This window comes from Caulobacter vibrioides, from assembly GCF_002858865.1.
Classification (GTDB): Bacteria; Pseudomonadota; Alphaproteobacteria; order Caulobacterales; family Caulobacteraceae; genus Caulobacter; species Caulobacter vibrioides.
The window spans coordinates 1-25593 of the sequence record NZ_PJRR01000015.1; the positions used below are offsets into that span (position 1 = coordinate 1).

Below are 25593 nucleotides of genomic sequence, written 5' to 3' on the forward strand. Positions count from 1 at the left end.
GCGCGTGCAGCGTCGAGCCCAGCGGATCAATCGCCAGCCCATCGCCCAGCATACGCTCGGCGAACACCGCATCCGGCGCCTCCTCCAGCGCCGAAACCCAGCCCTGCAAGGGGGCCGTGAGAACGAGATTGGACACGATCAACGCTTCCTGGACACTAGTTCGCGGGCTTGAGGGTCATGCGCTCGACCACCCAGAAAGGATCGAGGCTCCTGGAGGTGAAGGTCAGGCAGAGATCGGCCTTTTCCGCCCGTGCGGGCAAGCGACCTTCGATGGTCGAGAGGCCAGGATTGCGCGCGGCGTCGCCAAGCGGAATCGCGGCGATCCTTTCGCCAGAGCAGCCCAGGCGCACCTCCAGCTCGCCGCCCGGCGTGGCCGGCGGATGCAGCGGGATCTTGTCGCGGTCTTTGCCGACCTGGAAGTTGAACGGGATCTGGGTGACGCGGGCGCTGAGCATCGCGCCCTTGTCGAGGCGCGCGCCTTCCCAGATCCAGCAGGGATTGAAGATGTCGACCATCATCATCGGACGCTGATCGAGCGCGGCGGGCGCATCGTCGATCATGGTCAGCGGCACCTGCTGGGTGCAGAGCTTGAGCTGACCGCTCGTTCGCGTCTGGAGAAGGTCCGCCGACATCGTCCAGGACCGCTCACGACCCAGCGGCTGGCCCTCAACGAAGGTCTGCGCTTTCAGCACCGCGCCGGTGGGTAGCGCTATGGGGCCGGCATAGGTCGAAGACGTCGCCGTCGGCGCCTTGCCATCGGTAGTGTAGCGGATCTGACCGACGCCGAGGCCCGTCGACAACGCCACACGCGTCTTGCCCCCCTCGGCCTCCGACAGCGCCGGCTGCGGCTCGAACGGAACCGGATTGGCCGCAACGCCGAGGACCTTCAAGCGCGCCATCTCGGCGGGGAGCCGCTTGGCGAAGCCGTCCCAGTCGGCGCTGGCTTCGGGCGACCAGGCCCGCTCGGCCAGGGCCACAGCGCGCGGGAAAGCCATCAGCTGCATGCGCTGGTCGGTCTGCATATGCTCGGTCCAGACATTGGCCTGGACGCCGAGGATGTGCTTGCGCTCGTCCGGTGTCAGTTGGACCGGCGCCGGGTCGAAGGCGTAGACGTCCTTCAGGCTGGAGATGTGACCTCGTCCGGTCGGCTCCTCGGCCGAGGCGCTCTGGCGGTGGTCGAGATAGAGCACCGGATGCGGCGACAGCACCGTGTCATGGCCCTGCTTGGCGGCGGCGATCGCGCCGTCGATGCCGCGCCAGGACATCACCGTGGCGTTGGGCGCAAGACCGCCCTCGAGGATCTCGTCCCAGCCGATCAGGCGGCGGCCGCGCTTTTCCAAGCTCTTGCCGACGCGCTGGATGAACCAGCTCTGCAGCTCATGTTCGTCCTTGAGCCCCAGTTCCTTGATCTTGGCCTGGACCTTCGGGCTGGCCTTCCACTGGTCCTTGATCGCCTCGTCGCCGCCGACGTGGATGAAGGTCGACGGGAAGATGTCCATCACCTCGTTCAGCACATCGTCGAGAAAGGCGAAGGTGGCGTCATCGGTGTTGTAGAGCCACGGGAAGATCCCCCAGTCGCCCATCTTGCTGGCGTCCGGCGGCGCGGTTCCCAGCTGGGGATAGGCGACGATCGGCGCCAAGGCGTGACCGGGGGTCTCGATCTCGGGAACCACGGTGATGTTGCGCGCGGCGGCGTAGGCGACCAGCTCACGGGCCTGGTCCTGAGTGTAGAAGCCGCCGTACTTCGGATACCTCACCGCCGCGCCGGGGTTGCGGCGCCAGGCGGCGACCTGCGTCAGCTTCGGATACTTCTTGATCTCCAATCGCCAGCCCTGATCGTCGACCAGATGCCAGTGGAAGGTGTTGAGCTTGTGCGCGGCCATCGCGTCGATCACCGCCTTGAGGGTGTCGAGCGACTGGTAGTGGCGGGCGCTGTCGATCATCAGGCCGCGCCAGGCGAAGCGCGGCGCATCCTCGATGCTGGCGGCGGGAAGCGCGACGGGCCCCTTGGCCTCGTCCGGGGTCGCCAGCTGCCAGAGCGACATCGCGCCGTAGAACAGGCCGGCGCGCTTGGCGGCGGCAATGGTCGCGCCCTTGGCGTTGATATCGAGCTTGTAGGCTTCGCCCCCCGGACCTTCGCGCGTGAGGACGATGGCGTCGGCTGCGGGCGGCCCCTCAACCACCTTGGGCCGGAAGCCTCGCGACCTCTGGATCAGGTCGGCCAGTTGCAGCGCCACGCCCTTGGCCTCGACGTCGCCCCTGGCGACATGGATTCGGGTGGCGGCCGACAGGGTGAAGGTCCCCTCGGCGCGAACGACCTTGGCGGGCGCCGGCGTGATCGTGAGACTGTCGGCGAAAGCGCCGGTCGCGAGCGCAGCGGTCAGCGCGAACGCCGAGACGGCGACGATACGGAGCGGGGTCAAGGTCACGCAGCCTCGCAGGAAAGGTCGTGGGCGGCCGGCAAAAAGCGGGCGGGACGGCAGGGCCGCCCCGCCCCAGCTCCATGCTTGCAGTCAGGAGGGGTAGGATCAATGCGCAATGACCGGAGACTTCGGATCCCGCCGAAGCCTCCGGCCGCTGACCGTCTTAGAACGCGACGTTCAGCGTGACTTGCAGCTTGCGGCCCGTGCGGTAGACGCCGCGCGGCAGGGCCGTGGTGTTTGCGTAGGCGTAGTATTCGCTGTCCAGCAGGTTCTGGCCGGAGAGCGACATCGTGATGTTCTTGGTCACGGCGTAGCCCACGGTGGCGTCGAGGGTCTTGGCGGCCTTGACGAACATGTCGTCGCCGCGATCGACGCCGGTGAAGTACTTCGAGCGCCAGGTGAAGGTGGCCCGGGCCGAGAACGGACCGTTCTCGTAGAAGGGGCTGAGGTTGACCTGGTTCTTCGAGCTGTAGGGCAGCGGCGCGCCCGACTGGCCCGAGGCGTCGGCGTAGGTGTAGTTGGCCAGAAGGCCAAAGCCCCCGCCGAAGGTCTGCTGGTAGGCCATCGCCAGACCCTTGACCTCAGCCGAGCCCGCATTGAACGGACGGCTGATCTGGTAGGTCGTGACCTTGCCTTGCGACTGGTTGAAGTACGATTCCGGCTGGGTGCGCTGCAGGATGTAGTTGGAGATGTCCTTGTAGAACACCTCCGCCGACAGGATCGCCTGGGGCTGGAAGTACCACTCGGCCGAGGCGTTGAAGTTGCTCGACTTGTAGGGCTCCAGCGCCGGGTTGCCGCCGCCGCCCGTGAGGATGCCGTCCGACAGCCAGAAATAGTTGGTCATGTCCGAATAGTTCGGACGCGCGATCACCTGGGCCGCCGCGAAGCGAAGGACGAGGTCCTCACGGGCGTCGACGATGATGTTCACGCTGGGCAGGACATTGTCGTAGCTCTTCTTGGTCGACTTCCAGCTCCAATCGGCCGCCTTGTTGCAGGCCGCGCCGGGCTTGCAGACATAGCCAGCGCTGTCGACCGAGGTCTTCACATAGCGGACGCCGAAGTTGCCGCGCACGTTGTCGGCCTTGAAGTTGGCCTGGGCGTACAGGGCGTCGATGTCTTCCTGGATGTTCCAGTTGCCGGCCGTGAACTCGGCGGCCGCGAAGATCGACGGCTTGGGCATGGTGGCGCCCGCCGCCAGCCACTTGCCGCTTTCGACGTACGAGACCATCGCATTGCCGTCGATGCGGAAGCGGTTCTGCATCTGGGTCCCGACGCCGTCGAAGCCCTTCAGATAGTTGCTGGGCACGGTCGAGGGATTGAACGACGAGGCCGGAGCGGCGACGCCGGTGATGGCGATGCCCGCGTACTGCTGGCCCGTCTGGTGTTCACGACGCTTATAGCCGACCTGGACGCGCTGGATCACGCCGTCGAAGTCCTTGCCGAAGTCGAACTGGGCGTACTTTTCCTCGTCCGAGGTGGGCTTGCTGACGAGGTTGCCGCTCCAGCCCGGATCGGTCGCAAACGCACTCGGATTGCCCAGCACGTTGGTGGTGTAGGTCAGGCTGCCCGGGCTCTTGGGCGCGCCGCTGATGTCGACCGTGTAGCTGGCCCAGTTCAGGAATTCGAGGAACACCTGACGCTTGGTGCCGCCGTCGGCGGTCGACTTGCCGACCTCGCCGTTCAGGTCCCAGCCATCACCCTTGTAGCCGCCCTTCAGATGGAAGGTGTCGGACTTCAGGCCGGCCTCACGGTGCTGCACGTCCAGAACGCTGAGCGCGTTGTTGAACGAAGCCTTGGAGACGACGCCATTGTTGACGGTCAGGCCGGTCAGGGCGCCCAGGCTGTTCCACGTGTTGCCCTGGAAGGCGTACATCGACTGGTTGGTGTTGTCGTAGTCGGCGTCGATCTTCAGCCAATTGAACTCCAGCGAGAGCTGGTCGTTCGGCTTGTACTGCAGCGCCGTGGTGTAGGTCGTGCGCGTGCGGCCCTGCTCGAAATAGGACGCGCCAAAGGCGTTCGGGCTGCGGGCGCCCAGGTTCGCCGTCAGCGTGCTGGCGCACGAGCCGACGCAACCCTTAGTCCGCGAGTCGACCGGATTGTCCGGGTTGCCGCCGGCCCACTGGTTCGCCGCGATCGTGCCGTAGGTCTCGACGCCGTCGCGACGCAGCTGATCTTCCGCGCGCTGGATCGAGAAGCTGGCGCCGAAGGTGTTGTCAGCGTTCTTCCAGCTGGCCAGCAGCGAGCCCTGCAGATCGCCCTTCTTCGAGCGATCGGTGTAGAGATAGCTTACCGCGCCGGCGATCGTGCCGGACTTCAGGTCCAGCGGCTTGCGGGTGTTGACGATAACAGTGCCGCCGATGCTGCCTTCGTCTATGCGCGCTTCGGGCGACTTGTAGACGTCGACCTTGCCGACGATCTGCGGCGCCAGCAGCGCATAGTTGAAGGTGCGGCCCGGAGAATCCAGGATGAACCAGTCGGCCGAGGCGACGGTCTGGCCATTGAGCAGGGTGCGGTTCAGCGCGGGGTCGGTGCCCAGGATGCTGACCTTCTCGCCTTGACCGAAGGCGCGATCGACGGTGACGCCCGGAACGATGGTCAGCGCCTCGGCGACGTTCGTGCTCGGGAACTTGCCCACATCCTCGGCGGTGACCACGTCGACGATCGCGTCAGCCTTGCGCTTGGACTCGATCGATTGCAGCAGCGAGGCGCGGATCCCGGTGATCACCACCTGCTCCACCTCGTTGCCGCCGCTCTGGGCCATGGCCGGCGCGGCGATCATGACCACCATGGCGCTGGCGGACGCCGCCAGGACGGATTTACGGATAGTCTTCATACTCGGCTTCTCCCCATTGTGCCGGGCCGATCAAGCCTGGAGCCGAACCCCAAGCCCAATGTGATACCAATTTCCTGGGAGGATCCGCAGAAAGTGGTACTTCTCAGGCCTCGGGAGGCGACTGTGACGGAATTTTCTCGAATGACAAGACCAAAAAGAAACCAATTGCAGACCGGGTCGTTATTGGTATGAGAATGGTCCTATGTTATCGGAGCGGACGGGGAGCGCCGCTCAGAGGCGCAGGGAAGCTCAAGGCAGGGAGGGCGCAGCCATGACGTTTGCGGAACGAATCGGCCGTCTCGACGCCACCGGCGATCACGCCCCACTGTACCGGCAGCTGCAGCGCGCGCTGCGCGAAGCCATCCAGAAGAAGGTGCTGGCTCCGGACGACGCCCTTCCCGCCGAGCGGGACATGGCGGACGAATTCAACATCTCGCGCATCACCGTTCGCAAGGCGCTGGACGGCCTGGTCAGCGAGGGCCTGCTGACGCGCCGCCAAGGCGCCGGGACCTTTGTCGCCGCGCGGGTCGAGAAGAGCTTCTCCAAGCTGTCCTCGTTCACCGAGGACATGATCTCTCGCGGCCGCGTCCCGCGCAGCGAGTGGATCAGCCGCAGCGAGGGCCAGGTGACCCCCGAGGAGTCGCTGACCCTGGGCCTGTCGCCCGGAACCCCGGTCTATCGGTTCGCACGGATCCGCTATGCGGACGGCGCGCCGATGGCGGTGGAATACACAACGATCGCGGCCTTCGCCCTGCCCTCCACCGAAGTGGTCGGCACATCGCTCTATGAAGCGCTGGAGACGACCGGTCACCGCCCGGTGCGCGCGCTCCAGCGGCTGCGCGCGGTGCTGTTCCAGGCCGAGCAGGCGGACCTGCTGGGCGTGCCCGTCAAGGACGCCGGCCTGCTGATCGAGCGGCGAGGCTTCCTGAAGGACGGGCGGGCCGTCGAGGTCACGCAATCCTACTACCGCGGCGACGCCTACGACTTCGTCGCCGAACTGAATTCCCTGTCCTGAGTACGCGCTGAAGTCGGAGGAGTAGAGCTTGGAGGCGACCGTCTTGACCCGTCATGAGACCCCCGCGCCCACAGGCGCGTCGCCTCCGAGCCTGGCGCCGGCCTCGACCCACATGTTTCGGGAGGCCGGCGAGGCCGCCAGGGTCGCCGCCGTCCAGCTGACCGCCAACGCCCCGAAGATCCAGGCGCTGGCCCAGCGCCTGCGCGCAAACCCGCCCAGGGTCGTGGTCACCTGCGCCCGGGGCAGCAGCGACCATGCCGCCACCTTCGCCCGTTACCTGATCGAGACCAAGGCCGGGGTGCTGACCTCGTCTGCGGGCCCTTCGGTCAGCTCGGTGTACGACGCCTCCCCTAACCTTGAGGGCGCGCTCTATCTGGCCATTTCCCAGTCGGGCAAAAGCCCCGACCTGCTGGCGGCTGTGAAGGCCGCCAAGGCGGCCGGCGCCCACGCCGTGGCGCTGGTGAATGTCGTCGACTCGCCGCTGGCGGCGCTGGCGGACGAGGTCATTCCTCTGCATGCCGGGCCAGAGCTCAGCGTCGCAGCCACCAAGTCCTACATCGCAGCCCTCGTCGCGGTGACCCAGCTGATCGCGGCCTGGACCGAGGACGCAGAGCTTACTGCGGCTCTGCAGGACCTTCCCGCAGCCCTGGCGGCCGCCTGGACCCTGGATTGGTCCCTCGCGGTCGAGCGCCTGAAGACCGCCAGCAACCTCTATGTGCTGGGGCGCGGCGTCGGCTTTGGCGTCGCCCTGGAAGCCGCCCTGAAGTTCAAGGAGACCTGCGGCCTGCACGCCGAGGCCTTCAGCGCCGCCGAGGTGCTGCATGGCCCGATGGCCCTGGTGAAGGACGGCTTCCCCGCCCTCATCTTCGCCCAGAACGATGAGAGCCGCGCCAGCGTCGACGAGATGGCCGCCGGCCTGCGGGCGCGCGGCGCCAGCGTGCTGATCGCCGGTGGCGCCGGCGACGCGCCAGACGCGCTGCCGACCCTTGCCAGTCACCCTGTGCTGGAGCCGATCCTGATGATCCAGAGCTTCTACCGCATGGCCAATGCGCTCTCGGTCGCGCGTGGCTATGATCCAGATAGCCCGCCGCATCTGAACAAGGTCACCGAAACCGTCTGATGCCGGCTGCTCTGATCAATGGCCGCGTCCTGACGGAGAGCGGCGTCGTCGAAGGCAAAGCCGTCCTGGTCAAGGACGGTCTGATCCTGGACGTCATCGACGCCGCGCAGACGCCTTCGGACGCCAAGCCTCGCGACCTGAAGGGCGGCCTGCTGGTCCCCGGCTTCATCGACACCCAGGTCAATGGCGGCGGCGGCGTGCTTTTCAACGACGCGCCCACGGTCGAGACGATCGCGACGATCGGCGCGGCGCACCGTCGCTTCGGGACAACGGGCTTCCTGCCCACCCTGATCAGCGACGATCTGCGCGTCGTCGACCAGGCGATGCGCGCCACCGAGGAGGCCATCGCGCAGGGCGTGCCTGGGGTCCTTGGCCTTCACATCGAGGGCCCATTCCTGAACCCCAAGCGCAAAGGCATCCATGACGCCGGAAAATTCCGGGTGATCGACGACGAGGCGCTGGCGCTGCTCACCTCGCTCAAGCGCGGCAAAACGCTGGTGACCCTCGCGCCGGAACGCACCACGCCCCAGATCATCCGGCGCTTGGCGGACGCCGGCGTGATCGTGGCCGCAGGTCACACCAACGCCCTCTACGCGACCATGCGTCAGGCCCTGGAGCATGGCCTGACCGGCTTTACGCACCTCTTCAACGCCATGTCGCCCCTGACGAGCCGCGAGCCCGGCGCAGTCGGCGCGGCGCTGGAGAGCCCGGACGCCTGGTGCGGGATCATCGTCGACGGCCGCCATGTCGACCCGGTGGTGCTGAAAATCGCTCTGCGGACCCGCGCCCTCGACCGCTTCATGCTGGTCACCGACGCGATGCCGACGGTGGGTCTGCGTGACAAGCGGTTCAATCTTCAGGGCCGGGATATCCGCGTGGTCGACGGTGTCTGCGTTGATGACCACGGCACCCTGGCGGGATCGGATCTCGACATGATCGGCGCAGTGCGCAACGCGATCGACCTGCTGGACCTTAGCTTGGACGACGCCGTGATGATGGCGTCCCACGCCCCGGCGAGTTTCCTGGGTCTTGGACACGGTCGCGGCCTGATCGCGCCGGGCTATGCGGCGGACCTATGCTTGCTGAATGACCGCCTGGAGGTCGCGGCCACCTGGATCGACGGCCAGGAAGGCTGAGACGGGTGCTTTGGATGCAGAAAGGGCGCCGACCGTGAGGTCAGCGCCCTTTCCATCTTTAGCCCTGGAGCCAGTGGAAGCTTAGAACTTCCACTTCACGCCCAGATAGTACTGACGACCGTAGTGCACGTACTCTTCCGAGATCATGCGGGTCGAGTCGTTGAGCTTGCTGTCCTTTTCATCGGTCAGGTTGATCATTTCCAACGTGACCGTGAAGTTCTTGAAGTTGTAGCTGACCTGGCTGTCGATGTTCAGCGTCTTTTCCTTGATGCGGACATCGTTGTTGTTGGTCGCCGACGGCGCCACCTGGATCAGGTACGGGTCACGATACGAGGCCGAGATACGGGCCTTGAAGTCGTTCTTTTCGTAGTAGAGCGTCGCGTTGTAGGCGTCGGGCGACAGGTTCACCAGCGGCTGGGTCAGCATGACCGCCGGCGTGACCAGGGCGCGGGGCGTGCCCGCATAGACCGGGTTGGCGATCACGTACTGGATGTCGCTCTGCACGTGGGTGTAGTTCACGATGCCGCCGAAGCCATCGAACGGCGCCGGCAGGAAGGTGAACGGACGCTGCAGCGAGACTTCAAAGCCCTTCAGCTTGCCGCCGGGGGTGTTGATCTGGGTCGTGACCGTGAACAGCGTATCGGCGGTGTTGCCGTTCGACAGCAGGTTGTCCGGCAGCTCGGTTTCAGCCCACGGCACCGCGACCGACGAGGTCTGGATGTAGGACTTGATGTCCTTCTGGAAGAAGCCGACCGAGAACAGGGTTTCCTTGTCCGGATACCACTCGAAGCTCAGGTCCAGATTGTTGGCGAGCATCGGGTTCAGTTCGGGATTGCCGCGCGTCAGGGTCTGAGCCTGCTGGCTCATCGCCGTGAAGCCGGGCGACAGGTTCGGCAGCTGCGGACGCGTCATCACCTTGGCGGCGGCGAAGCGGACGAAGAAGCTGTCGAACGGCTGGGCCGAGATGTTCAGCGACGGCAGGGTGTTGGTGTACTGGCGCCGGACCGTCTGGGTGGCGGCGATCGGCACGCGCTGGCTGAAGGTGCCGCCCAGCGTGGTGACGGTCTGGGTGGTGTTGCCGGTGCTGTAGTTGCCGGTCGCTTCCTGCTCGGTCTTCACATAACGGACGCCGAAGTTGCCGCGCACCGGGATGTTGAAGATGTCGTAGTCGAAGTCGCCCTGGATGTAGAAGGCGGTGTCCTTCTCGGTGATCGCCCGCATCGCGCCCAGTTGGTTCATGACGCTGAGACGGAAGTCGCCGTTGGCGTTCACGCAGTTACAGTCATAGCCGAGCTTCTGGCGCAGCTTGTCCAGGTCCGGGGCCAGCCACGAGGTCGGCACGCCGGCCGGGATGTCGAGACCACGGCCGAAGCCGGTGATCACGCGCGACACGTCGGCCACGGTGACGCCGGGCGGCAGGCCGAACGCGGCTTCGTTGGTGAAGGTGGTGGCGGAGTTGCCGGCCAGCACGCGCGAGTTCAGACGCTTCTCCCACGAGGTGAAGCCGTACTCCTTGTACTTGGCGCCATAGCGCAGCTTGAAGCCGTCGAGGATCTGGTAGTCGACGTCAGCGAAGATGGTCTTGAACGTGTTGACCGCCTTGCTCGGACGCATGCGCAGCAGCGAGGCGTCACCCAGGGTGTTCGAGCTGCTGTAGACGTAGTTGGCCGGGTTCGTCGCATCGAAGCCGTAGTTGAAGCTCGGCAGCTTATCGTTGGCCGAGTAGTCGTAGCTGTAGTTGTCGCTGTCGTAGCGCTCGAACGAGAACGTCGTCTGTTCCGGGTTGTCCTGGATCGAGCGCGACTGGCCGTAGCCGACCTTCAGGTTGCCGCCTTCACCAAAACGGGTGTCGTAGGTCAGGGCGAACTGATTGAACTCGGTCTTCAGGGTGTCGTGGCGGTACTCGGTCCGCACGTCGACGTCGTCGAAGGTGCCCTTGATCAGGGTGCCCTTGCTGTCGGCCGTGAAGTTCACGACGTCGGTCTGGGGCAGGCCAGCGCCGCTGCGGGCGAACGAGATGATTTCCAGATAGGTCTCGTCACGATTGTTCTGGAACTTGGCCAGCATCGTGTCGAGGGTCAGGGTCGAGCGATCATTCGGGCGCCATTGCAGCGAGCCGGTCACGCCCAGACGCTCTTGATCATAGTCCAGACGGCCGTAGCGCGGGATCCGCGGGTGCCAGAGGTTGTTGGCGGTGCCCGCGGCGGCGGTCACAGTCGGGGCGGTGCCGCCCGTGACCGTGCCGATCTGGGCGCAGGTCAGGGCCGGACCGCTGACAGGGTTGTAGGCCGCGCCCGTGCACGGGAACGCCGTCGAGGAGTTGAAGCGGACCGAGGGGTTTTCCCAACGACCGGTCGAGGAGCCTTCTTCGCGCTGGGCGCGGGTGGCGTAGGCGACCGACAGCAGCGCGCCGACTTCACCGATGCCGGTGTCCCAGCGATTGCTGACCAGGAAGGTGTAGCGCGGGTCGTTCTTCCGCGACAGATCGTTGTAGCCGACCTTGGCGCTGGCGCTCATCGTGAACTTGCTGAAGTCGAACGGACGGCCGGCTTGCAGGTCGACGATCGCGCCCAGCGAGCCTTCTTCGTTCATGGCCGAGGTCGACTTGCGCACCGTGACGCTGTTGAACAGCTCCGAGGCGAAGATCGAGAAGTCGAACTGGCGGCCGCGGTTGGCGCCGCCGGAGCCGTCCTTGCCGCCGGTGGTGGCCAGGGCTTCCAGGCCGTTCAGGCGCACGACGGTGAAGTCAGGACCCAGACCGCGGACGGTGATGGTGCGGCCTTCGCCGCCGTCACGGTCGATCGAAACGCCCGGCACGCGCTGCAGCGATTCCGCCAGGTTCAGGTCGGGGAAATCCGCGATGTCCTGCGCCTTGATGACGTCGACAAGGTCGTTTTCACGACGCTTGACGTCGAGCGCGTTGGCCAGCGAGGCGCGGAAACCAGTGACGACGACGGCTTCGATCTCGTCGGACGCGGGGGCCGGAGCGGTTTGCGCGCTCGCCGCGCCCGCGAAAGCCATCGCCAGCGCCAGGGCGCCGCCCGAGACGCCGTATTGCAGGCCGCGCACGCGCCCCGTGGTATTCTTGGACATAGAACCTCCTCCCGTTCGACCATTGGACGGCGACGTAGCCGCCGCCTTGGCCTTCGTCTCGGCTCCGCGTCCTTCCCGCGAAACCGCCCCTTGGCCTTGAAGTCTTCGTTTTTTGCCACCGGTGTCAGAAACCGATCTGTGTTCCTGACACCGGTATCAGAGTGCTAACAAAGCCGGGGGCGACCGGCAAGGCCACAAAGCGGTCACAACCCAACAGACTCCGCCGGTCGTTGCGTTTCCGACACAATGTTCGCTCAGCGAAGCGGGCCTCAGGCCTCTTCGGGGCGGAAATGACTGACCTTGTAGAGCCCCTGGAGCATGGAGTCGCGCTGTGCGGTTGGCAAGCTGCCCCCCACACTCCGCAAAAGCTTCAGGGCGTTCAGGTGGACGTCGACCGCGTCCCATCGCCAGGCGCCAACCTCAGCGCAGTTGTCCGCCAATCCGCAGAGAGACATGGCGGCGCGATCCAGACCGGTTCCGGCCACAAAGGCGCTGACGTCGATGATCCGCGACGCGAGGACGTACAGGGCCTCGAACGACTCGGACTCCCGGTTCTCGGCGCCTTTGCCAAAACGCGTCTCGATCTCGGCCAGGGTCTCGTCCAGGGCGGCCAGGGACGCCTCCCGAAGAGACTCCACGCCCGCCTCGGCCGCCGCGATGGCGTCCTGGGCGAGCAAGCCCCCCCGTTCCTTGATCATCTTGGACAGGCGGTTCGGTGGTTTAAATTTGCGGACGGTCATATCTGCACCTTCGCTGGGCGCATCATATTGCTGATTTCATCGTCGGACAGGTTGGGCGTCTGCGCCTCGCCCACCTCCGCCGGAAGGTCATCCTTGCGCCTGCCATCCGTCCCCGGAGGCGGGCCCATATGCTTGAATCGTCGATCCGGCCCGACGAAGGTCGGGCATTCGATGAACGCTCGGTCCTCGCGCGCGACCCAGAAGATGCGCTCCAGCAGCACCTTGGGCGTAATCGGCTTGGCCACCACATAGTTGGCGCCGGCGTCACGGATCTTGACGATCTGCGAAGTCCGCGTGTGACCCGTGACCAGGATGACGGGAATGAAGCGGTTGGCGTCCCCGCCCTCGCGTCTCAGCCACTCGATGAACTCGATACCATCGGTGACCGGCATCTGGACGTCGCTGATGATCAGATCGAAGGTCTTGGTCTTAATCAGAGACTGCGCGTCAGCGACGCTCTCGGCGCGATGCAGTTGCTTGACGCCGAAGCCGGAAACCACCTGGGACAGAATGTCCAGCGAGGGCCCGTTGTCGTCCAGCACGAGCACCGTCGCCCGTTCAAGGTTGATGCGGGTCGAAGGAAGGAGAGCGTCTGTCATCGGCGCCCTAGAAGAAGTCCAGCTCGCCGGCCTCGGCTTTCCACTCGGCTTCCTCGCTGGCGCGCAGCCTGACGACGAGATCCGAAAGGCCAAGCCCCTCCAGCAGCGGCTCGATCGACATGCTCCACTCCCCGGACGCATGCTGCCCGATGCGTTGAAGCACGGCCGAAAGGCCGTGAAGGCGTTGGCTCAGTTCGTCGAGCGCCTGAAGTCTGGTCAGGTTTGGTAGCGCCGCGCCACCTTCGGCCAGGTCGCCCACGAGGTGCTCGCAGTCCTGACAGATGGCAGCGGCCGAAGCCAACTCCGCCGCCAGACGTCGCGACAACTCGCCCACCGGAAGGAGCTCTTCGGGTGTCGCGATCGCGCTGGCCTGGAGCGGTTTTGCGGCCATGCCCTAGAACAGATCCACGTCGCCGCTCGCCACCGCCGGCATCGGCGGGGGAGTCGGACGCCGGACGTCCTGCGGCGCGTTGTCGACGGCGACCAGACGCTGACGAACCCGACCGGACGCCGGCCAGAACTCCACGCGCCGGGCCGAGACGCCGCCTGTGCTGGACGAGACGATCGGAATGCCTTCGTCGCGCAGGAAACGTTCGGCGAAGGCGGCGTTGCTGGCGCCCACGTCCGACAGGCCGTCGAACAGCTTGGCGCCGCCGAAGATCTTGGCCTCAAGACGCTCACGCCGCGCGCCGCGCTTCAGGAGGTCGTTGATCAGCACTTCCATCGCATAGGCGCCGTAGCGGACGGCGTCGCCGTCCCGGCGCCCGTCGCCGGAGTCCGGCAGCAGGAAGTGGTTCATGCCACCGACGCCGCTCTGCGGGTCGCGGATGCACGCGGCGATACAGGAGCCCAGCACCGTGGTCATGACCACGTTGGGATCGGCCGTCACATGGCTTTCCCCCTGTGTGACGTGCACCTTGACCGCGCGTTCCGGGTCGTCGTGATGGAATGAGGTCATGTCAGCTGCCCGAACACTTGCTCGATTTTTTCCTTCAGGCCTTGGACCGTGAAGGGCTTCACGCAGTAGTTGTTCACACCGAACTGCACGGCGCGCTGGACCAGTTCGCGGTCGGCGCGGCCCGTCAGCATCACGAAGGCGGTCTGGCGGATCGGCGGGTGCGAGCGAACCGCCCGCAGCAACGCCAGGCCATCCATCTTCGGCATGTTGAAGTCCGAGATGACGAGGTTCGCCGGCTTGGCCAGGAGGTTCTTGAGAGCCTCCTCGCCATCGGGCGCCTCACGGATGTCCTTGAAGCCGATCTGCTGAAGCGCATTCCGGATCAAGGCCCGCATGGTGAGCTGGTCGTCGACCACCAGAACGGAGATGGTGCTTGCTTGGGGCATGGTCTATCGCCTCGCGGAGGCCAAATCGAGGATGGACTGGCCCATCGAGGACAGGCTGACCTGTCGCTCCACGGCGCCGATTTCGAAAGCGGATCGGGGCATGCCGTAGACGACGCAGCTTGCTTCGTCCTGGCCCAGCGTCTTGGCGCCGGCCTTGCGCATCGTCAGCAGGCCCTGGGCGCCGTCGCGGCCCATGCCGGTCAGGATCACCCCCACCGCCTTGTCGCCGACGGCGTGCGCCACCGAGTTGAACAGCACGTCCACCGAGGGGCGGTGCCCGCTCACGGGGTCGCCCGCGACCAGACGGCAACGCAGACCCGCCGAGCGAACGACTTCGAGGTGCGTCGCGCCGCCCGGCGCCACGTACACCTTGCCGGGCTCCAGCAAAGCGCCGTCGGAAGCCTCCTGCACCTTCGCGCCGCTCGAACGATCGAGGCGGGCGGCGAAGCTGGCCGTGAAGGTGGCCGGCATGTGCTGGGTGATGACGGTCGGCGGACAGGTCTCGGGGAACAGTTGCAGGATCGACAGCAGGGCTTCCACCCCGCCGGTCGACGACCCGATCGCCACGATGTCGCCCGAGGGCATGAAGTCCTTGCGGCGCGTGGGGGCGCTGGTCGGCGCCGCGCCGGCGTTCGTGCGAACCGAGGCGCGGGCGGCGATCTTCACCTTCGCGACGATCTCGGCCAGGGCTTCCTGGGTGCCGGTGGCGTCGGCGGGCTTGCCGACGCAGTCCACCGCGCCCAGCTCCAGGGCCCGCAGCGTCATTTCCGCGCCGGCCTGGGTCAGGGTCGAGACCATCACCACCGGCATCGGCCGCAGGCGCATGATCTTCTCAAGGAAGTCGATGCCGTTCATGTTCGGCATCTCGATGTCGAGGGTCACGACGTCGGGGTTCAGGGCCTTGATCATGCCCCGCGCCTCGAACGGGTCGCCGGCGCCGCCGACCACCTCGATATCCGGATCACGGTTGAGGGCCGCCGAGATCAGGCTCCGCATCGTGGCGGAGTCGTCGACGACAAGAACGCGAATCTTGGCCATCAGCGTCCCACCTTCCGGTAGGCGGTCAAGCCGCAGCTCTCGAACGCGGTCACCGACGTGCCGACGCGTTCGGAGTGGCCGACATAAAGACGGCCGCCGGGTGCGACGAGCGGCGCAAACCGGTTCCAGACACGTTCCTGAGTAGGTTCATCAAAGTAGATCACGACATTCCGACAGAAAATGGCGTCGAACGGGCCTTTCATTGGCCAGGACGGACCGTTGAGATTTAGTTCGCGGAACGCGACGAGGCTTCTCGCCGCCTCACAAACACGCCAACCGCGGCGATCGCTTGTATCACGCTCGAAGTATTGGCCGCGCGCGGCGGTAGGAATGCCTTCCAGCAGGCTCTCGTCGTAGACGGCGGCCCGGCCCGTGGCGAGAACGTTGGTGTCGATGTCCGTGCCCAGGATCCGGATGTCCAGATCCGCAGCGTTCGGCCAGACCGACAGCACCGTGAAGGCCATCGAATAGGGCTCTTGCCCCGACGAGCTGGCGGCGGACCACAAGCGCAGGCGGCCACCGGCGCGGACCTTGTCGGCGACCGGCTCCAGGACATTGGCGCGCAGATCATCGAAGTGGTGCGGCTCGCGGAAAAAGCGCGTGACGTTGGTGGTCAGCGCCCGGAGCATCTCCTGGCTCTCGTCATGGCCCTTATCGCTGGCGACGAAGCTGCAGTACTCGTTGAACGAGCGCAGACCCAGGGCGCGCAGGCGCTTGGCGAGACGCGAATAGACCAGCGTCGCCTTGCTGTCCGGCAGGCTAATGCCCGCCAGGTCGTAGAGCAGCGCGGCGATGCGCTTGAAGTCCTGGTTCGTGAACGCGAACTCGCCATCGACGATGGCCTCGCGGCGGTCAGAAGAGGGTGCGGTGACAGTAGACATCAGGCGGCCATAGCCTCCCGTTCAGGTAGGATGCGGTCGAGCGAGATTTCGCTGATCATGCGCCCCTCGATCGAGATGATCCCCCGCACGAAGCTGCGAACGGCGTCGCACGCGACGTCAGGGGTCGGCTGGATCATGTCGTCATTGATCGACAGGATATCGGACACGGCGTCGACCAGCAGGCCCACGGTGCGATCGCCCGCCTTGACGACGATGAAGACGCTGCGGACGGTCGGCTCGATCACCGGCATGCCCAGACGGCAAGCCAGGTCCATGATCGGCAGGACCGCGCCGCGCAGATTGATGACACCGCGCATGTAGCCAGGCGACTGCGGCAGCGTCGTCGCGGGGCTCCAGCCCCGGATCTCGCGCACAGCCATGATATCCACGCAGTACTCCTGCTCGCCCACGCGGAAGGAGATCAGTTCGCGGCGATCAGCGCTGGTGGCGGCGGCTTGGTCAGTCATGACTTACTCCGCTGCGATCAGGCTGGGCTCGGGGGGACGCGGGGCGCCCCCTTCGCGACGGCGGAGGTTGATCGTGGCGTCGACGTCGAGGATCAGAGCCACACGGCCGTCACCGAGGATCGTCGCGGCGGCGACGCCTTCGACCTGCTGATAATTCTGCTCCAGAGACTTGATGACCACCTGACGCTGGCCATGGATGGCGTCGGCGACCAGGGCGGCCCGCGAGCCGTCTTCGCCTTCGACCAGCAGCACCACGCCATCCGTCGGATGCGGGCTTTCCTCGCGATAGCCCAGCGTCAGACCCACATCGATCAGCGGCACGAAGCTGTCGCGAACCGCCAGCACCGAGCCCACCGGGCCCAGCGGACGGACCTCTTCCGGCTTCGGACGCAGGCTTTCGACAATGGCCGCCAGCGGAACCACCAAGGTCTCGCCGGCGACGTCGACCACCATGCCGTCCAGGACGGCCAGGGTCAGCGGCAGGCTGAGCGTGAAGGTCGAGCCTTGGCCCGGACGCGAGGAGATCGAGATGCGGCCGCCCAGAGCCTGCACCGAGCGCTTGACCACGTCCATGCCGACGCCGCGGCCCGACACGTCCGAGATCTTTTCGGCGGTCGAGAAGCCCGGCAGGAAGATCAGGTTGTCGATTTCCTCGTCGGTCAGCTGCAGGTCGGGCGCAATCAGGCCCTTCTTGACGGCGATGCCGAAGACACGCTCGCGGTTGATGCCCTTGCCGTCGTCGGAGACCTCGATGACGATCCGGCCGCTGCGGTGCAGGGCCGCCAGGCGCACGACGCCTTCGGGGTTCTTGCCGGCCGCCTTGCGCTCCTCGGGGCTTTCCAGCCCGTGGTCGATGGCGTTGCGCAGCATGTGGGTGATCGGGTCGGACAGACGCTCGATGACGGTCTTGTCGACCTCGGTGTTCTCCCCGTCCATCACCAGGCGGGCCTGCTTGCCCGTCATGTTGGCGACTTCGCGGACCAGACGCGGCATGCGCTGGAACACCGACTTCACCGGCTGGGCGCGGATGGCCATGACGCTGTCCTGGATCTCGCGCGTCAGCTGTTCCAGCTCGTCGAGGCCCATGGCCAGGTTGGAGGATGGGGCGATGCCATACTCGCCGACGCGCTGCGCCAGCATGGCCTGGTTGATGACCAGCTCGCCGACGAGGTCGATCAGGCGGTCGATGCGCTCGGGATCGACGCGGATGACCGACTGGCCGGGGCCAGGCACTTCGACCGGGGTCGCCTTCGGCGCCGCAGCGGCTGCGGCGGCCGCAGGCGCGGCGGCGGCCGGCTTGGCGGCCTCGACGGCGGGGGCGACTTCAGCCACCGGGGCGGCGGCGGGCGGGGCGATCGGCGGAGCGACTTCGACAGGCTCGGGCGCCGGAGCGATCGGCTCGACGGCGGCCACGGGCTCGGCCGGCGCGGTCAGAGCGGCGATGGACGCTTCGACGGAGCCCTCGCCGCGCGTGATCTCCAGATCGCAGTCGCCATCGACGAACTCGAAAACCTCACGGATCGCGGTTTCGTCCTGGTCGGTCTCGAGACGCACGCTCCAGGTGATGAAAGCGGCTTCGGGATCGAGATTTTGCAGCAGCGGCAGGGCGCTGTCGTCGAGCGTCGCCTTGATCGGACCCAGGCGGCTGAGTTCGCGCAGCAGGAGCGCGGTTTCGTTCGCCTTGCGATAGAGATCGGACTTCGGCCGGATCGACACCGTCCAGACGTTCGACGGGATCAGCTCGGCGTCGGCCGCCTGCGCTTCGACCGTGATCGTCTGCGGCACGAAGACGAAGCCAAGATCGTCTCCGTCCATGGCGTCGTCATCGGCGCCGATCAGCGCAGGGGCGGGGGCGGGCTCTTCGGCCACCGTCGGCGCGGCGACGGGCGCAGGGGCCGTCGGCGTCGCGTTGGGGTCGGTCCACTGCTCCAGCTCTGCGGCCATGGCGGCCGAGGCGGCCATGTCGACATCGCCCAGGCCGCGGGCGGCGCTGACGTGGTCGGCCAGGATGTCCGAAGCGCGAAGAAGGACGGCGGCCAGTTCGACCGTGTTCGGCACCGAGCCAGCGCGTACGGCGTCCAGCAGGGTTTCGAACACGTGGGCGAAGCGAACCAGCGGCTCGAGACCGAAGGCCCCAGCGCCGCCCTTGATGGAGTGGACGGCGCGGAACACGGCATTGACCGTCTCAAGGTCGCCGGCCCCTTCTTCCATGGCCAGGAGACCGCCTTCGAGGTCGGCGAGCAGTTCCTCGCATTCCTGGAAGAAGGTGACCTTGATGGCCTCTAGCTCGTCCATTCCCGTAAGTCCTAATTCGCGTCTAGCAACGGGTATTCAATAACGGGGTACTGGGGTCCGTGACCGGGATCAGGCGGCGACGCGGCGGATGGCGTCGACGAGCTTTTCCGGGTTGAACGGCTTGACGATCCAGCCCGTGGCGCCCGCCTCGCGAGCCCGCTGCTTCTTGGCAGGGTCGCTTTCGGTGGTCAGCACCAGGATCGGGATCGCGCGGTAGTCGTCGTCGACGCGCACCGCCTCGATGAAGCCAAAGCCGTCCAGCTTGGGCATGTTGATGTCCGTGATGATCACATCGGGCCGATGTGCGGACAGGACTTCGAGACCGTGCTCGCCGTCCACCGCCTCGACCACATTGAAGCCGGCGCCGGCGAGCGCCATGCGCAGCATGTCCCGCATTGTCCGGGAATCATCGACCGTGAGAACCGTACGCGTCACGATTCAGCTCCTTGGAATTCCGTCGGAAGGAGCGCCCCTGCGGCGCCGAATAGACGGGTGGTTTCGACAAAGGCCTCTGAAGGCCCCTTGATGGAAAAGGGGTGACCGTCCTGTTCCCAGGCCTTGCGGGCGGCCAACAGCACTTGCAGACACAACCCGCCAAGACGACGGACCTGATCGGCTTCGACGATGATCTCCGCGCCGCGCCGCTCGAGGAAAGCCGCCTTCAGAGGGGCTGCGGTCTTGAGATCCAGGTTTTCGGGCAGCGAGATCGCGGCAACCATTAGAATTCCTCCCAACCATCCGAGGCGGGGGCCTGGGCTAGGGCCGCCGAACCGCTGCTCCGACCCGGACGGGCGAAGGTGTTCAGACGGGCCTGTTGCTCGGCCACCGGATTTCGCGCGGGGGCGTGATGACCCGCGTCGGCGACGGCCGGACGGGCGTAGGACGACGAACCGGAGCCCACCTGGAAGCGGGCCATCAGGCGGACCAGCTCGGCGGTCTCGCCCTTCAGCGAGTGCGTCGCGGCGGTCGACTGCTCGACCATGGCGGCGTTCTGCTGGGTGACCTGGTCCATCTGGTTCACAGCGGTGTTCACTTCGTTCAGGCCGGTGGCCTGTTCGGCGGCCGACGCGGCGATCTCGGTGACCAGGGCGTCGATCTCGCCGACCTTCGTCACGATCCGCTGCAGCGCCTCGCCCGTTTGACCCACCAGGCTCACGCCTTGGCTGACCTGCTGGGTCGAGCTGGAGATCAGAGCCTTGATCTCCTTGGCGGCCTCGGCCGAGCGCTGGGCCAGGGCCCGGACTTCCTGAGCGACGACCGCGAAGCCGCGGCCCGCCTCGCCCGCCCGGGCGGCTTCGACGCCGGCGTTCAGTGCCAGAAGGTTGGTCTGGAAGGCGATTTCGTCGATGACCCCGATGATCTGGCTGATCTGGCCCGAGCTCTTCTCGATCTCGCCCATGGCCGAGACTGCCTGGTGCACGACCTGACCGCTATGCGTCGCTTCGCCACGGGTGGTGGAGACGACGTCCGAGGCCTGACGGGCGCCGGCGGCGGTGCGGCGCACCGTGGCGGTCAGCTCGTCGAGGGCGGCGGCGGTTTCTTCCAGGCTCGCAGCCTGTTGCTCGGTACGGCGCGACAGGTCGTCCGAAGCGTGAGCGATCTCGTCGGCGCCGGTGCTTAGGCCGTCGGTCGAGGCGGCGATGACCTTCATCGTCTCCTGCAGCGAGCCCATGGCGGCGTTGAAGTCGTTCTTCAGCTTGCCGTAGTCGCCCGGGAAGTCGGCGGTGACGCGGAAGGTCAGGTCGCCCGAGGCCAGCTTCTCAAGACCCTCAGCCAGGTTGGAAACAACCAGCGAGGCTTCCTGGGCGGCGGCGGCGGCGGCGGCTTCCTTGGACCGACGTTCATCAGCCGTGAGGGCGGCGGACTTTTCCTGATCGGCGCGCAGTTGCTCAAGGTGCACCTGGTTGTCGCGGAAGACCTTCAGGGCCGTAACGATGGCGCCCAGTTCGTCACCGCGCGTCATCTTCTCAAGATCGATGCTGTTGTCGCCCTTCGACAGCTTATCGGTCGCGGCGGCGATGTCGTTGATGGACTTGCGCGTCGTCATGACCGTCAGGAACGCCAGAGCGCCGACCGCACCCAGAGTCAGGAGCGACATGATGATCGTCACGCTCATGGCGGCGGTGGCCTGAGCTTGACGCTTGGCGCTCTCGGTCTCGATTCGCTGATTAGCGGCGGCGACGACCTGGTCCAGCTGGCCCGTCATCTTGACGTATTGTTCTTCGAACGGCGCGATGAAGCCTGCGGCCATGTTGAAGTCGACGCTGATCATCCCGCTGACCGTGTCGATAGCGCTGCGGCACTCTTCAAGCGACTTGATCAGTTCAGCGATCTTCGGCTGTTCCTCGGCCGGCAGCTTGCTCTTCAGCGCCAGCAGGTCCTTCTTGACCGCGTCGGTCTCGACCAGAACGGCGGCCATACGCGCGTCGTTCTTGTCGACGTCGATATTGCCAGCCTTGTGAGTCATCACGACGAACAACTCGCCGTTGATGTTCGAGATGCGCTTGGAAATCCGCTGGATCTCCAAATTCTGACGCATGTCGCGTTCCACGACCTGCTTCAGCGCAGCCGACTGGCTCTTCTGAACAAGGATCGCGCCGCCGGCCATCACGGCCAGCATCAGAAGCGCGAACGCCGGCGCAAAGCCGATCTTGATGATCAATGGTAGATCGACGAGCCGGATCCGTTTCATCGCAAGGTCCCCTCCAACCAGCGCTCCGTGCCCACGGATCGCCAACATGAAGGGTGATAATCCCGATAGATTCCTAACAGACTCTGACTTGGTTAAAGGAAGTCAGAGATTTTCGTCCCATTTTGGAGCATGTGGTCGTTTGGTCGCAGGCTCCGCCGCATGGAATCTGCGAAACCCTCGCCGCATAATGAGAGTCACCAAAGCGGCAGATCGTGGTTACCTGAAAGTAAACCCGCAATCTTACCGTGCGACTCAGAATATCTTAACTTGCACCTGCGAATTTGCTCCTGCGTCCAGTTGGCGCGTCGTCCACAGGACGTGAATTCATTACTAGGAGCAGCGGGATGAAATATCCGATCGCTATTGCCGCGGGAATCGCTGGCAGCTTTTTTGTCGCTCAGGCCGCTTCGGCCGGCGGCGGTTTCGAAGATCAAATGGCCCGTTGTCTGCAGCAGCACGCCAATACGCGCGACGCCGCGCAGGTGATGCTGGAGTGCAACGCTGACGGCGGCAAGCTGTCGGACTGCAAGGTCGTGGACAACAGCGCTTCGGGCAAGGGCTTCGACAAGGCCGCGATGTGCATCGCCGAAAAGCTCCCGATGGGCGCCAAGACCGGCACCGTGAAGGTTCCGTTCCGCTTCCCGGGCGGCGCGTAAGCGTCTTTCCGATCGGAACACAAAACGCCCTCGTCGACCTGGTCGGCGGGGGCGTTCTGCTGTCTGGGCCGATGTTGGCGCCGGAACGACGAGAGACCGCGCCAAGACGACACGGCCCCGCTGTCGAGAAGCTCCCGAACCAAATCTGCTGAGCGCGTTCGTACGGTCTAAGCGAACATGCCTGAACCCAGGGCGCTCGAGGGCCCGCCCGCTAGAATTCTTCCCACTCTTCCTTGACCGCGACCGCCGTAGCGCCCCGTGAGATCGGCGGTCCGCCCGGCCGACTCTGCGGACGCGGCGAGCGAGCCGGTTGCGCCATCTGGACGGGAGCCGGAGATGCCGCCGCAGAGGAACGTCGCCCCTCGGAGGTCCGGAAGGTCTCCACCTGCCTCACCAGTTCTCCTGTCTGACTCTTCAGCGAATGGGTCGCCGCCGTGGTCTGCTCGACCATCGCCGCGTTCTGCTGGGTCACCTGATCCATCTGGTTCACGGCGGTGTTGACTTCATGCAGTCCGCCAGACTGCTCCTGCGCCGAGACGGAGATCTGCGCGATCAGCTCATCGATCTCGGCGACCTTCGAGACGATGCCGCGCAACGCGTCCCCCGTCTGGCCCACCAAGGCGACGCCCGCCTCGACCTGCTTGGTCGAGGTATTGATCAGCGCCTTAATCTCCTTGGCCGCGTCGGCCGAGCGCTGCGCCAACGCCCGAACCTCCTGAGCGACCACCGCGAAACCTCTGCCGGCCTCGCCGGCGCGGGCCGCCTCGACCCCCGCGTTCAGGGCCAGGAGGTTGGTCTGGAAGGCGATCTCGTCGATCACCCCGATGATGTTGCCGATCTCGCGGGAGCTTGTCTCGATCTCACCCATCGCCGCGACGGCCTGATTGACGACCGAGCCCGATCGCTCGGCTTCGGTCTTGGCGCCGGCCACGACCTCCTGCGCCTGTTTGGCGCCGGCCGCTGAGCGCCGGACGGTGGCGGTGATCTCGTCCAAGGCGGCGGCCGTCTGCTCGAGGCTGGCGGCCTGCTGTTCGGTGCGACGCGACAGGTCGTCGGCCGCGACACTGATTTCCTCGGTGCTGGAGCGGATGCCCTCCGTCGCGCCGCCGACGCCGCACATCGCTTGATCCAGAAGCTCCACGGCGTGGTTGAAGTCGGCCTTGAGCTTCTCGAATTCGCTGCAGACCTCACCATCGATCCGCGCCAGCAAGTCGCCGGCGGCGAGGCGGTCCAGCGCTTCGGCCAGGAGGGTGACGACGTGCTCCTGACGCGCTCGGGCGGCCTTCTGCTCGGCCTCCAGGCGTTGCCGCTCGTTCTCCAGGGTTTCAAGATAGATCGAGATGGCGAAGTCCATGTCCAGGAAGATCGCCTTCATCAGGGCGGCGACCGCCTCGCCCGCGCGGTCGGAGCCGCCCTTGGCCAGCAGCCCCCTGGGCCACATCGAGTCGATCACTGCGCGAACCAGATGGTCGCCGACGACGGCATAGCCGCCGATGTACCAGCGCGGCTCCAGGCCGATGCGGGCATGGGTCTGGCCGATCGCTCGCACCGCCTGCACGTAGTCGTCGCTGAACTGTCCTTCGGCGATTACGCCCCAGTGCGCCTGCTGCCGCGAACTCGCCGCGTTCATATGTCGGTCGTCACTGAAGAACTTGCGCGTCTCGGGGGTCGCCCGGACCTTGCCGTAGAAGTTGTCGAGCGCCTTGCCGATCTCGGCCCGGATAACCGGGCGCAGGTCGCGCAGCGCCGATCGCGCCTTGTCGTCGATGCCCATGAACGCGGTCCGTTCACCGATCGCGTAGTCCTGGTTCATGGCGGTCCCCATTGTTTCGCTTGGGGAAATCCTCGGACCCTTATCCCTAATGAGCGCTTAAATATTCCCGCATCGGGTGCGGCGCCTCGCCGCACCCCCGCTCAGGTTGCAACCGTTTGCACAGACTGAACGGTCAATATCGTGGGAACGAGGGGATGGTTTATCGATTGCATACGGCCGACGGGCGGAGGGGGCGACAGGGTGTCGCACTCACCCGCCGCGCTTCAGCGTTTCACGCGCAATGATCAGTTGCTGGACCTGGCTGGTGCCCTCGTAGATCCGGAAAATCCGAACATCGCGGTAGAGGCGTTCGATCCCGTAGTCGGCGACATAGCCGGCGCCGCCGAACACCTGCACCGCGCGGTCCGCCACGCGGCCGACCATTTCCGAGGCGAACAGCTTGGACGAGGCGGCCTCCAGGGTGACATTGACCCCGGCGTCGCGCTTGCGGGCGGTCTCAAGCACCAGCGCCTTGGCGGCCAGGGCTTCGGTCTTGCTGTCGGCGATCATCGCCTGGATCAGCTGGAAGCTGGCGATCGGCTGGCCGAACTGCTTGCGTTCGGAGGCGTAGGCCACGCAGTCGGCGATCAGGCGCTCGGCCACACCGACGCAGACGGCGGCGATGTGCAGGCGCCCGCGATCGAGCACCTGCATGGCGACCTTGAAGCCTTCGCCCTCGGCGCCCAGCCGGTTCCAGGCCGGCACGCGAACATTGTCGAAGGTCACGTCGTGGATGTGGGCGCCCTGCTGGCCCATCTTCTTTTCGGGCTTGCCGACCGTCAGGCCCGGCAGGTCGCGCGGCACCAGGAAGGCCGAGACCCCCGCCCCGCCCTTGGCGTCGGGATTGGTACGGGCCATCACCGTGAACAGCGAGGCCTTGCCGGCATTGGTGATGTAGCGCTTGGAGCCGTTCAGGATGTAGTCGTCGCCGTCCCGGGTGGCGCGGGTCTGCACGGCGGCGCTGTCGGAGCCCGCCTCCGGCTCGGTCAAGGCGAACGAGGTGATCACCGCGCCGGACGCGATCCCCGGCAGCCACTTGGCCTTCTGCTCGGCGTTGCCGAACATGACGAGGCCCTGGCTGCCGATCCCGACATTGGTGCCGAACACCGAGCGAAAGGCCGGCGAGGCGCGGCCCAGCTCGATGGCCACCAGCGCCTCTTCCTCCATGGTCAGGCCCAGCCCGCCGAACTCTTCCGGGATCGTCAGGCCAAAGAGGCCAAGGCCCTTCATCTCCTCGATCACATCGTCGGGGACGGCGTCGTTCTCGGCGACCTGGGCCTCGATGGGCCGCAGACGTTCGGCCACGAAGCGGGCGACCGTGTCGATCAGTTGTTCACGGGTTTCCAGATCGAGGGCCATTCGCTTCGTCTCCCAGTTTCCCAGCCCCTCGCGGAAACCGCGAGGGTGGCGTCAAACGCTTGTTTTGCCGGGAACTGTAGCGACGGCCC

At 66.0% G+C, this 25593-nt stretch carries 23 protein-coding genes; 5 read left to right on the forward strand and 18 right to left on the reverse strand.

Annotation, left to right across the window (positions count from 1 at the left end):
* The 3 genes from CVUC_RS11295 to CVUC_RS11305 form a co-directional block, all read right to left on the reverse strand.
* A partial coding sequence (locus CVUC_RS11295) for a PTS glucose transporter subunit IIA (protein WP_145991838.1) occupies positions 1–142 on the reverse strand: 142 nt, incomplete at its 3' end.
* A 13-nt stretch (positions 143–155) separates the two neighbouring features.
* Entirely contained in the window at positions 156–2429 is a 2274-nt protein-coding gene (locus tag CVUC_RS11300) for a beta-N-acetylhexosaminidase (RefSeq protein ID WP_096032374.1), read from the reverse strand.
* Positions 2430–2586: 157 nt separating this feature from the next.
* Entirely contained in the window at positions 2587–5256 is a 2670-nt protein-coding gene (locus CVUC_RS11305) for a TonB-dependent receptor (protein ID WP_096032373.1), read from the reverse strand.
* Positions 5257–5379: 123 nt separating this feature from the next.
* Between CVUC_RS11305 and CVUC_RS11310 the strand changes: the two genes are divergently transcribed.
* From CVUC_RS11310 to nagA, 4 genes are all read left to right on the forward strand, one after another.
* Positions 5380–5448, forward strand: a complete 69-nt coding sequence (locus tag CVUC_RS11310; RefSeq protein ID WP_101685824.1) for a hypothetical protein — start codon at positions 5380–5382, stop codon at positions 5446–5448.
* Positions 5449–5527: 79 nt separating this feature from the next.
* Positions 5528–6271 carry a GntR family transcriptional regulator gene (locus CVUC_RS11315; protein WP_010918333.1) on the forward strand — a complete coding sequence of 248 codons (744 nt, stop codon included), beginning with the start codon at positions 5528–5530 and terminating at the stop codon, positions 6269–6271.
* A 28-nt stretch (positions 6272–6299) separates the two neighbouring features.
* The gene (locus CVUC_RS11320; protein WP_096032372.1) at positions 6300–7391 is read left to right on the forward strand and encodes an SIS domain-containing protein; all 1092 of its coding nucleotides are present in this window, start codon (positions 6300–6302) and stop codon (positions 7389–7391) included.
* The gene (gene nagA, locus CVUC_RS11325) at positions 7391–8527 is read left to right on the forward strand and encodes an N-acetylglucosamine-6-phosphate deacetylase (RefSeq protein ID WP_096032371.1); all 1137 of its coding nucleotides are present in this window, start codon (positions 7391–7393) and stop codon (positions 8525–8527) included. The genes CVUC_RS11320 and nagA overlap by 1 nt, the downstream gene beginning before the upstream one ends.
* A gap of 81 nt (positions 8528–8608) precedes the next feature.
* On the opposite strand, the gene CVUC_RS11330 is transcribed toward nagA, so the two are convergent.
* The 13 genes from CVUC_RS11330 to CVUC_RS11390 all read right to left on the reverse strand — a co-directional run bounded on the left by CVUC_RS11330 (position 8609) and on the right by CVUC_RS11390 (position 21724).
* A complete protein-coding gene (locus tag CVUC_RS11330) occupies positions 8609–11620 on the reverse strand; it encodes a TonB-dependent receptor (RefSeq protein ID WP_096032370.1) in 3012 nt (1003 codons plus the stop codon).
* A gap of 269 nt (positions 11621–11889) precedes the next feature.
* Positions 11890–12360: a chemotaxis protein CheE gene (locus tag CVUC_RS11335; protein ID WP_101685820.1), complete on the reverse strand. Its 471-nt coding sequence runs from the start codon at positions 12358–12360 to the stop codon at positions 11890–11892.
* Positions 12357–12959, reverse strand: a complete 603-nt coding sequence (locus CVUC_RS11340) for a response regulator (RefSeq protein WP_010918328.1) — start codon at positions 12957–12959, stop codon at positions 12357–12359. Before CVUC_RS11340 ends, CVUC_RS11335 begins: the two co-directional genes overlap by 4 nt.
* A 7-nt stretch (positions 12960–12966) precedes the next feature.
* Positions 12967–13350: a chemotaxis protein CheU gene (locus CVUC_RS11345; protein ID WP_096032369.1), complete on the reverse strand. Its 384-nt coding sequence runs from the start codon at positions 13348–13350 to the stop codon at positions 12967–12969.
* 3 nt (positions 13351–13353) lie between these two features.
* Positions 13354–13917 carry a chemotaxis protein CheD gene (locus tag CVUC_RS11350; RefSeq protein WP_010918326.1) on the reverse strand — a complete coding sequence of 188 codons (564 nt, stop codon included), beginning with the start codon at positions 13915–13917 and terminating at the stop codon, positions 13354–13356.
* A complete protein-coding gene (locus CVUC_RS11355; RefSeq protein ID WP_010918325.1) occupies positions 13914–14303 on the reverse strand; it encodes a response regulator in 390 nt (129 codons plus the stop codon). Before CVUC_RS11355 ends, CVUC_RS11350 begins: the two co-directional genes overlap by 4 nt.
* A gap of 3 nt (positions 14304–14306) precedes the next feature.
* Entirely contained in the window at positions 14307–15341 is a 1035-nt protein-coding gene (locus tag CVUC_RS11360) for a protein-glutamate methylesterase/protein-glutamine glutaminase (RefSeq protein WP_010918324.1), read from the reverse strand.
* Positions 15341–16222 (reverse strand): CheR family methyltransferase, encoded by an 882-nt coding sequence (locus CVUC_RS11365; protein WP_010918323.1) that lies wholly within the window; start codon positions 16220–16222, stop codon positions 15341–15343. The genes CVUC_RS11360 and CVUC_RS11365 overlap by 1 nt, the downstream gene beginning before the upstream one ends.
* The gene (locus CVUC_RS11370) at positions 16222–16689 is read right to left on the reverse strand and encodes a chemotaxis protein CheW (protein ID WP_010918322.1); all 468 of its coding nucleotides are present in this window, start codon (positions 16687–16689) and stop codon (positions 16222–16224) included. The genes CVUC_RS11365 and CVUC_RS11370 overlap by 1 nt, the downstream gene beginning before the upstream one ends.
* Before the next feature lie 3 nt (positions 16690–16692).
* The gene (locus tag CVUC_RS11375; RefSeq protein ID WP_096032368.1) at positions 16693–18984 is read right to left on the reverse strand and encodes a chemotaxis protein CheA; all 2292 of its coding nucleotides are present in this window, start codon (positions 18982–18984) and stop codon (positions 16693–16695) included.
* 69 nt (positions 18985–19053) lie between these two features.
* The gene (locus CVUC_RS11380; protein WP_010918320.1) at positions 19054–19419 is read right to left on the reverse strand and encodes a response regulator; all 366 of its coding nucleotides are present in this window, start codon (positions 19417–19419) and stop codon (positions 19054–19056) included.
* Entirely contained in the window at positions 19416–19703 is a 288-nt protein-coding gene (locus tag CVUC_RS11385) for an STAS domain-containing protein (RefSeq protein WP_010918319.1), read from the reverse strand. Before CVUC_RS11385 ends, CVUC_RS11380 begins: the two co-directional genes overlap by 4 nt.
* Positions 19703–21724, reverse strand: a complete 2022-nt coding sequence (locus CVUC_RS11390) for a methyl-accepting chemotaxis protein (RefSeq protein WP_164468055.1) — start codon at positions 21722–21724, stop codon at positions 19703–19705. The genes CVUC_RS11385 and CVUC_RS11390 overlap by 1 nt, the downstream gene beginning before the upstream one ends.
* A 296-nt stretch (positions 21725–22020) precedes the next feature.
* Here CVUC_RS11390 and CVUC_RS11395 point away from each other — a divergent pair, with 296 nt between their 5' ends.
* Positions 22021–22332, forward strand: a complete 312-nt coding sequence (locus tag CVUC_RS11395) for a hypothetical protein (RefSeq protein ID WP_024265550.1) — start codon at positions 22021–22023, stop codon at positions 22330–22332.
* Positions 22333–22543: 211 nt separating this feature from the next.
* Here CVUC_RS11395 and CVUC_RS11400 read toward each other — a convergent pair whose 3' ends face one another.
* Complete coding sequence (locus tag CVUC_RS11400) at positions 22544–24157, reverse strand: methyl-accepting chemotaxis protein (RefSeq protein WP_096032366.1); 1614 nt, start codon at positions 24155–24157, stop codon at positions 22544–22546.
* Positions 24158–24355: 198 nt separating this feature from the next.
* Positions 24356–25504, reverse strand: a complete 1149-nt coding sequence (locus CVUC_RS11405; protein ID WP_096032365.1) for an acyl-CoA dehydrogenase family protein — start codon at positions 25502–25504, stop codon at positions 24356–24358.
* Positions 25505–25593 lie beyond the last annotated feature (89 nt).

What these genes read in the sequence shown, in the direction of transcription:
- CVUC_RS11305 (WP_096032373.1), bottom strand. Translation starts at nt 5,256, where the DNA reads ATGAAGACTATCCGTAAATCCGTCCTGGCGGCGTCCGCCAGCGCCATG.
- CVUC_RS11315 (WP_010918333.1), top strand. Translation starts at nt 5,528, where the DNA reads ATGACGTTTGCGGAACGAATCGGCCGTCTCGACGCCACCGGCGATCAC.
- nagA (WP_096032371.1), top strand. Translation starts at nt 7,391, where the DNA reads ATGCCGGCTGCTCTGATCAATGGCCGCGTCCTGACGGAGAGCGGCGTC.
- CVUC_RS11330 (WP_096032370.1), bottom strand. Translation starts at nt 11,620, where the DNA reads ATGTCCAAGAATACCACGGGGCGCGTGCGCGGCCTGCAATACGGCGTC.
- CVUC_RS11335 (WP_101685820.1), bottom strand. Translation starts at nt 12,360, where the DNA reads ATGACCGTCCGCAAATTTAAACCACCGAACCGCCTGTCCAAGATGATC.
- CVUC_RS11340 (WP_010918328.1), bottom strand. Translation starts at nt 12,959, where the DNA reads ATGACAGACGCTCTCCTTCCTTCGACCCGCATCAACCTTGAACGGGCG.
- CVUC_RS11345 (WP_096032369.1), bottom strand. Translation starts at nt 13,350, where the DNA reads ATGGCCGCAAAACCGCTCCAGGCCAGCGCGATCGCGACACCCGAAGAG.
- CVUC_RS11350 (WP_010918326.1), bottom strand. Translation starts at nt 13,917, where the DNA reads ATGACCTCATTCCATCACGACGACCCGGAACGCGCGGTCAAGGTGCAC.
- CVUC_RS11355 (WP_010918325.1), bottom strand. Translation starts at nt 14,303, where the DNA reads ATGCCCCAAGCAAGCACCATCTCCGTTCTGGTGGTCGACGACCAGCTC.
- CVUC_RS11360 (WP_010918324.1), bottom strand. Translation starts at nt 15,341, where the DNA reads ATGGCCAAGATTCGCGTTCTTGTCGTCGACGACTCCGCCACGATGCGG.
- CVUC_RS11365 (WP_010918323.1), bottom strand. Translation starts at nt 16,222, where the DNA reads ATGTCTACTGTCACCGCACCCTCTTCTGACCGCCGCGAGGCCATCGTC.
- CVUC_RS11370 (WP_010918322.1), bottom strand. Translation starts at nt 16,689, where the DNA reads ATGACTGACCAAGCCGCCGCCACCAGCGCTGATCGCCGCGAACTGATC.
- CVUC_RS11375 (WP_096032368.1), bottom strand. Translation starts at nt 18,984, where the DNA reads ATGGACGAGCTAGAGGCCATCAAGGTCACCTTCTTCCAGGAATGCGAG.
- CVUC_RS11385 (WP_010918319.1), bottom strand. Translation starts at nt 19,703, where the DNA reads ATGGTTGCCGCGATCTCGCTGCCCGAAAACCTGGATCTCAAGACCGCA.
- CVUC_RS11390 (WP_164468055.1), bottom strand. Translation starts at nt 21,724, where the DNA reads ATGTTGGCGATCCGTGGGCACGGAGCGCTGGTTGGAGGGGACCTTGCG.
- CVUC_RS11395 (WP_024265550.1), top strand. Translation starts at nt 22,021, where the DNA reads ATGAAATATCCGATCGCTATTGCCGCGGGAATCGCTGGCAGCTTTTTT.
- CVUC_RS11400 (WP_096032366.1), bottom strand. Translation starts at nt 24,157, where the DNA reads ATGGGGACCGCCATGAACCAGGACTACGCGATCGGTGAACGGACCGCG.
- CVUC_RS11405 (WP_096032365.1), bottom strand. Translation starts at nt 25,504, where the DNA reads ATGGCCCTCGATCTGGAAACCCGTGAACAACTGATCGACACGGTCGCC.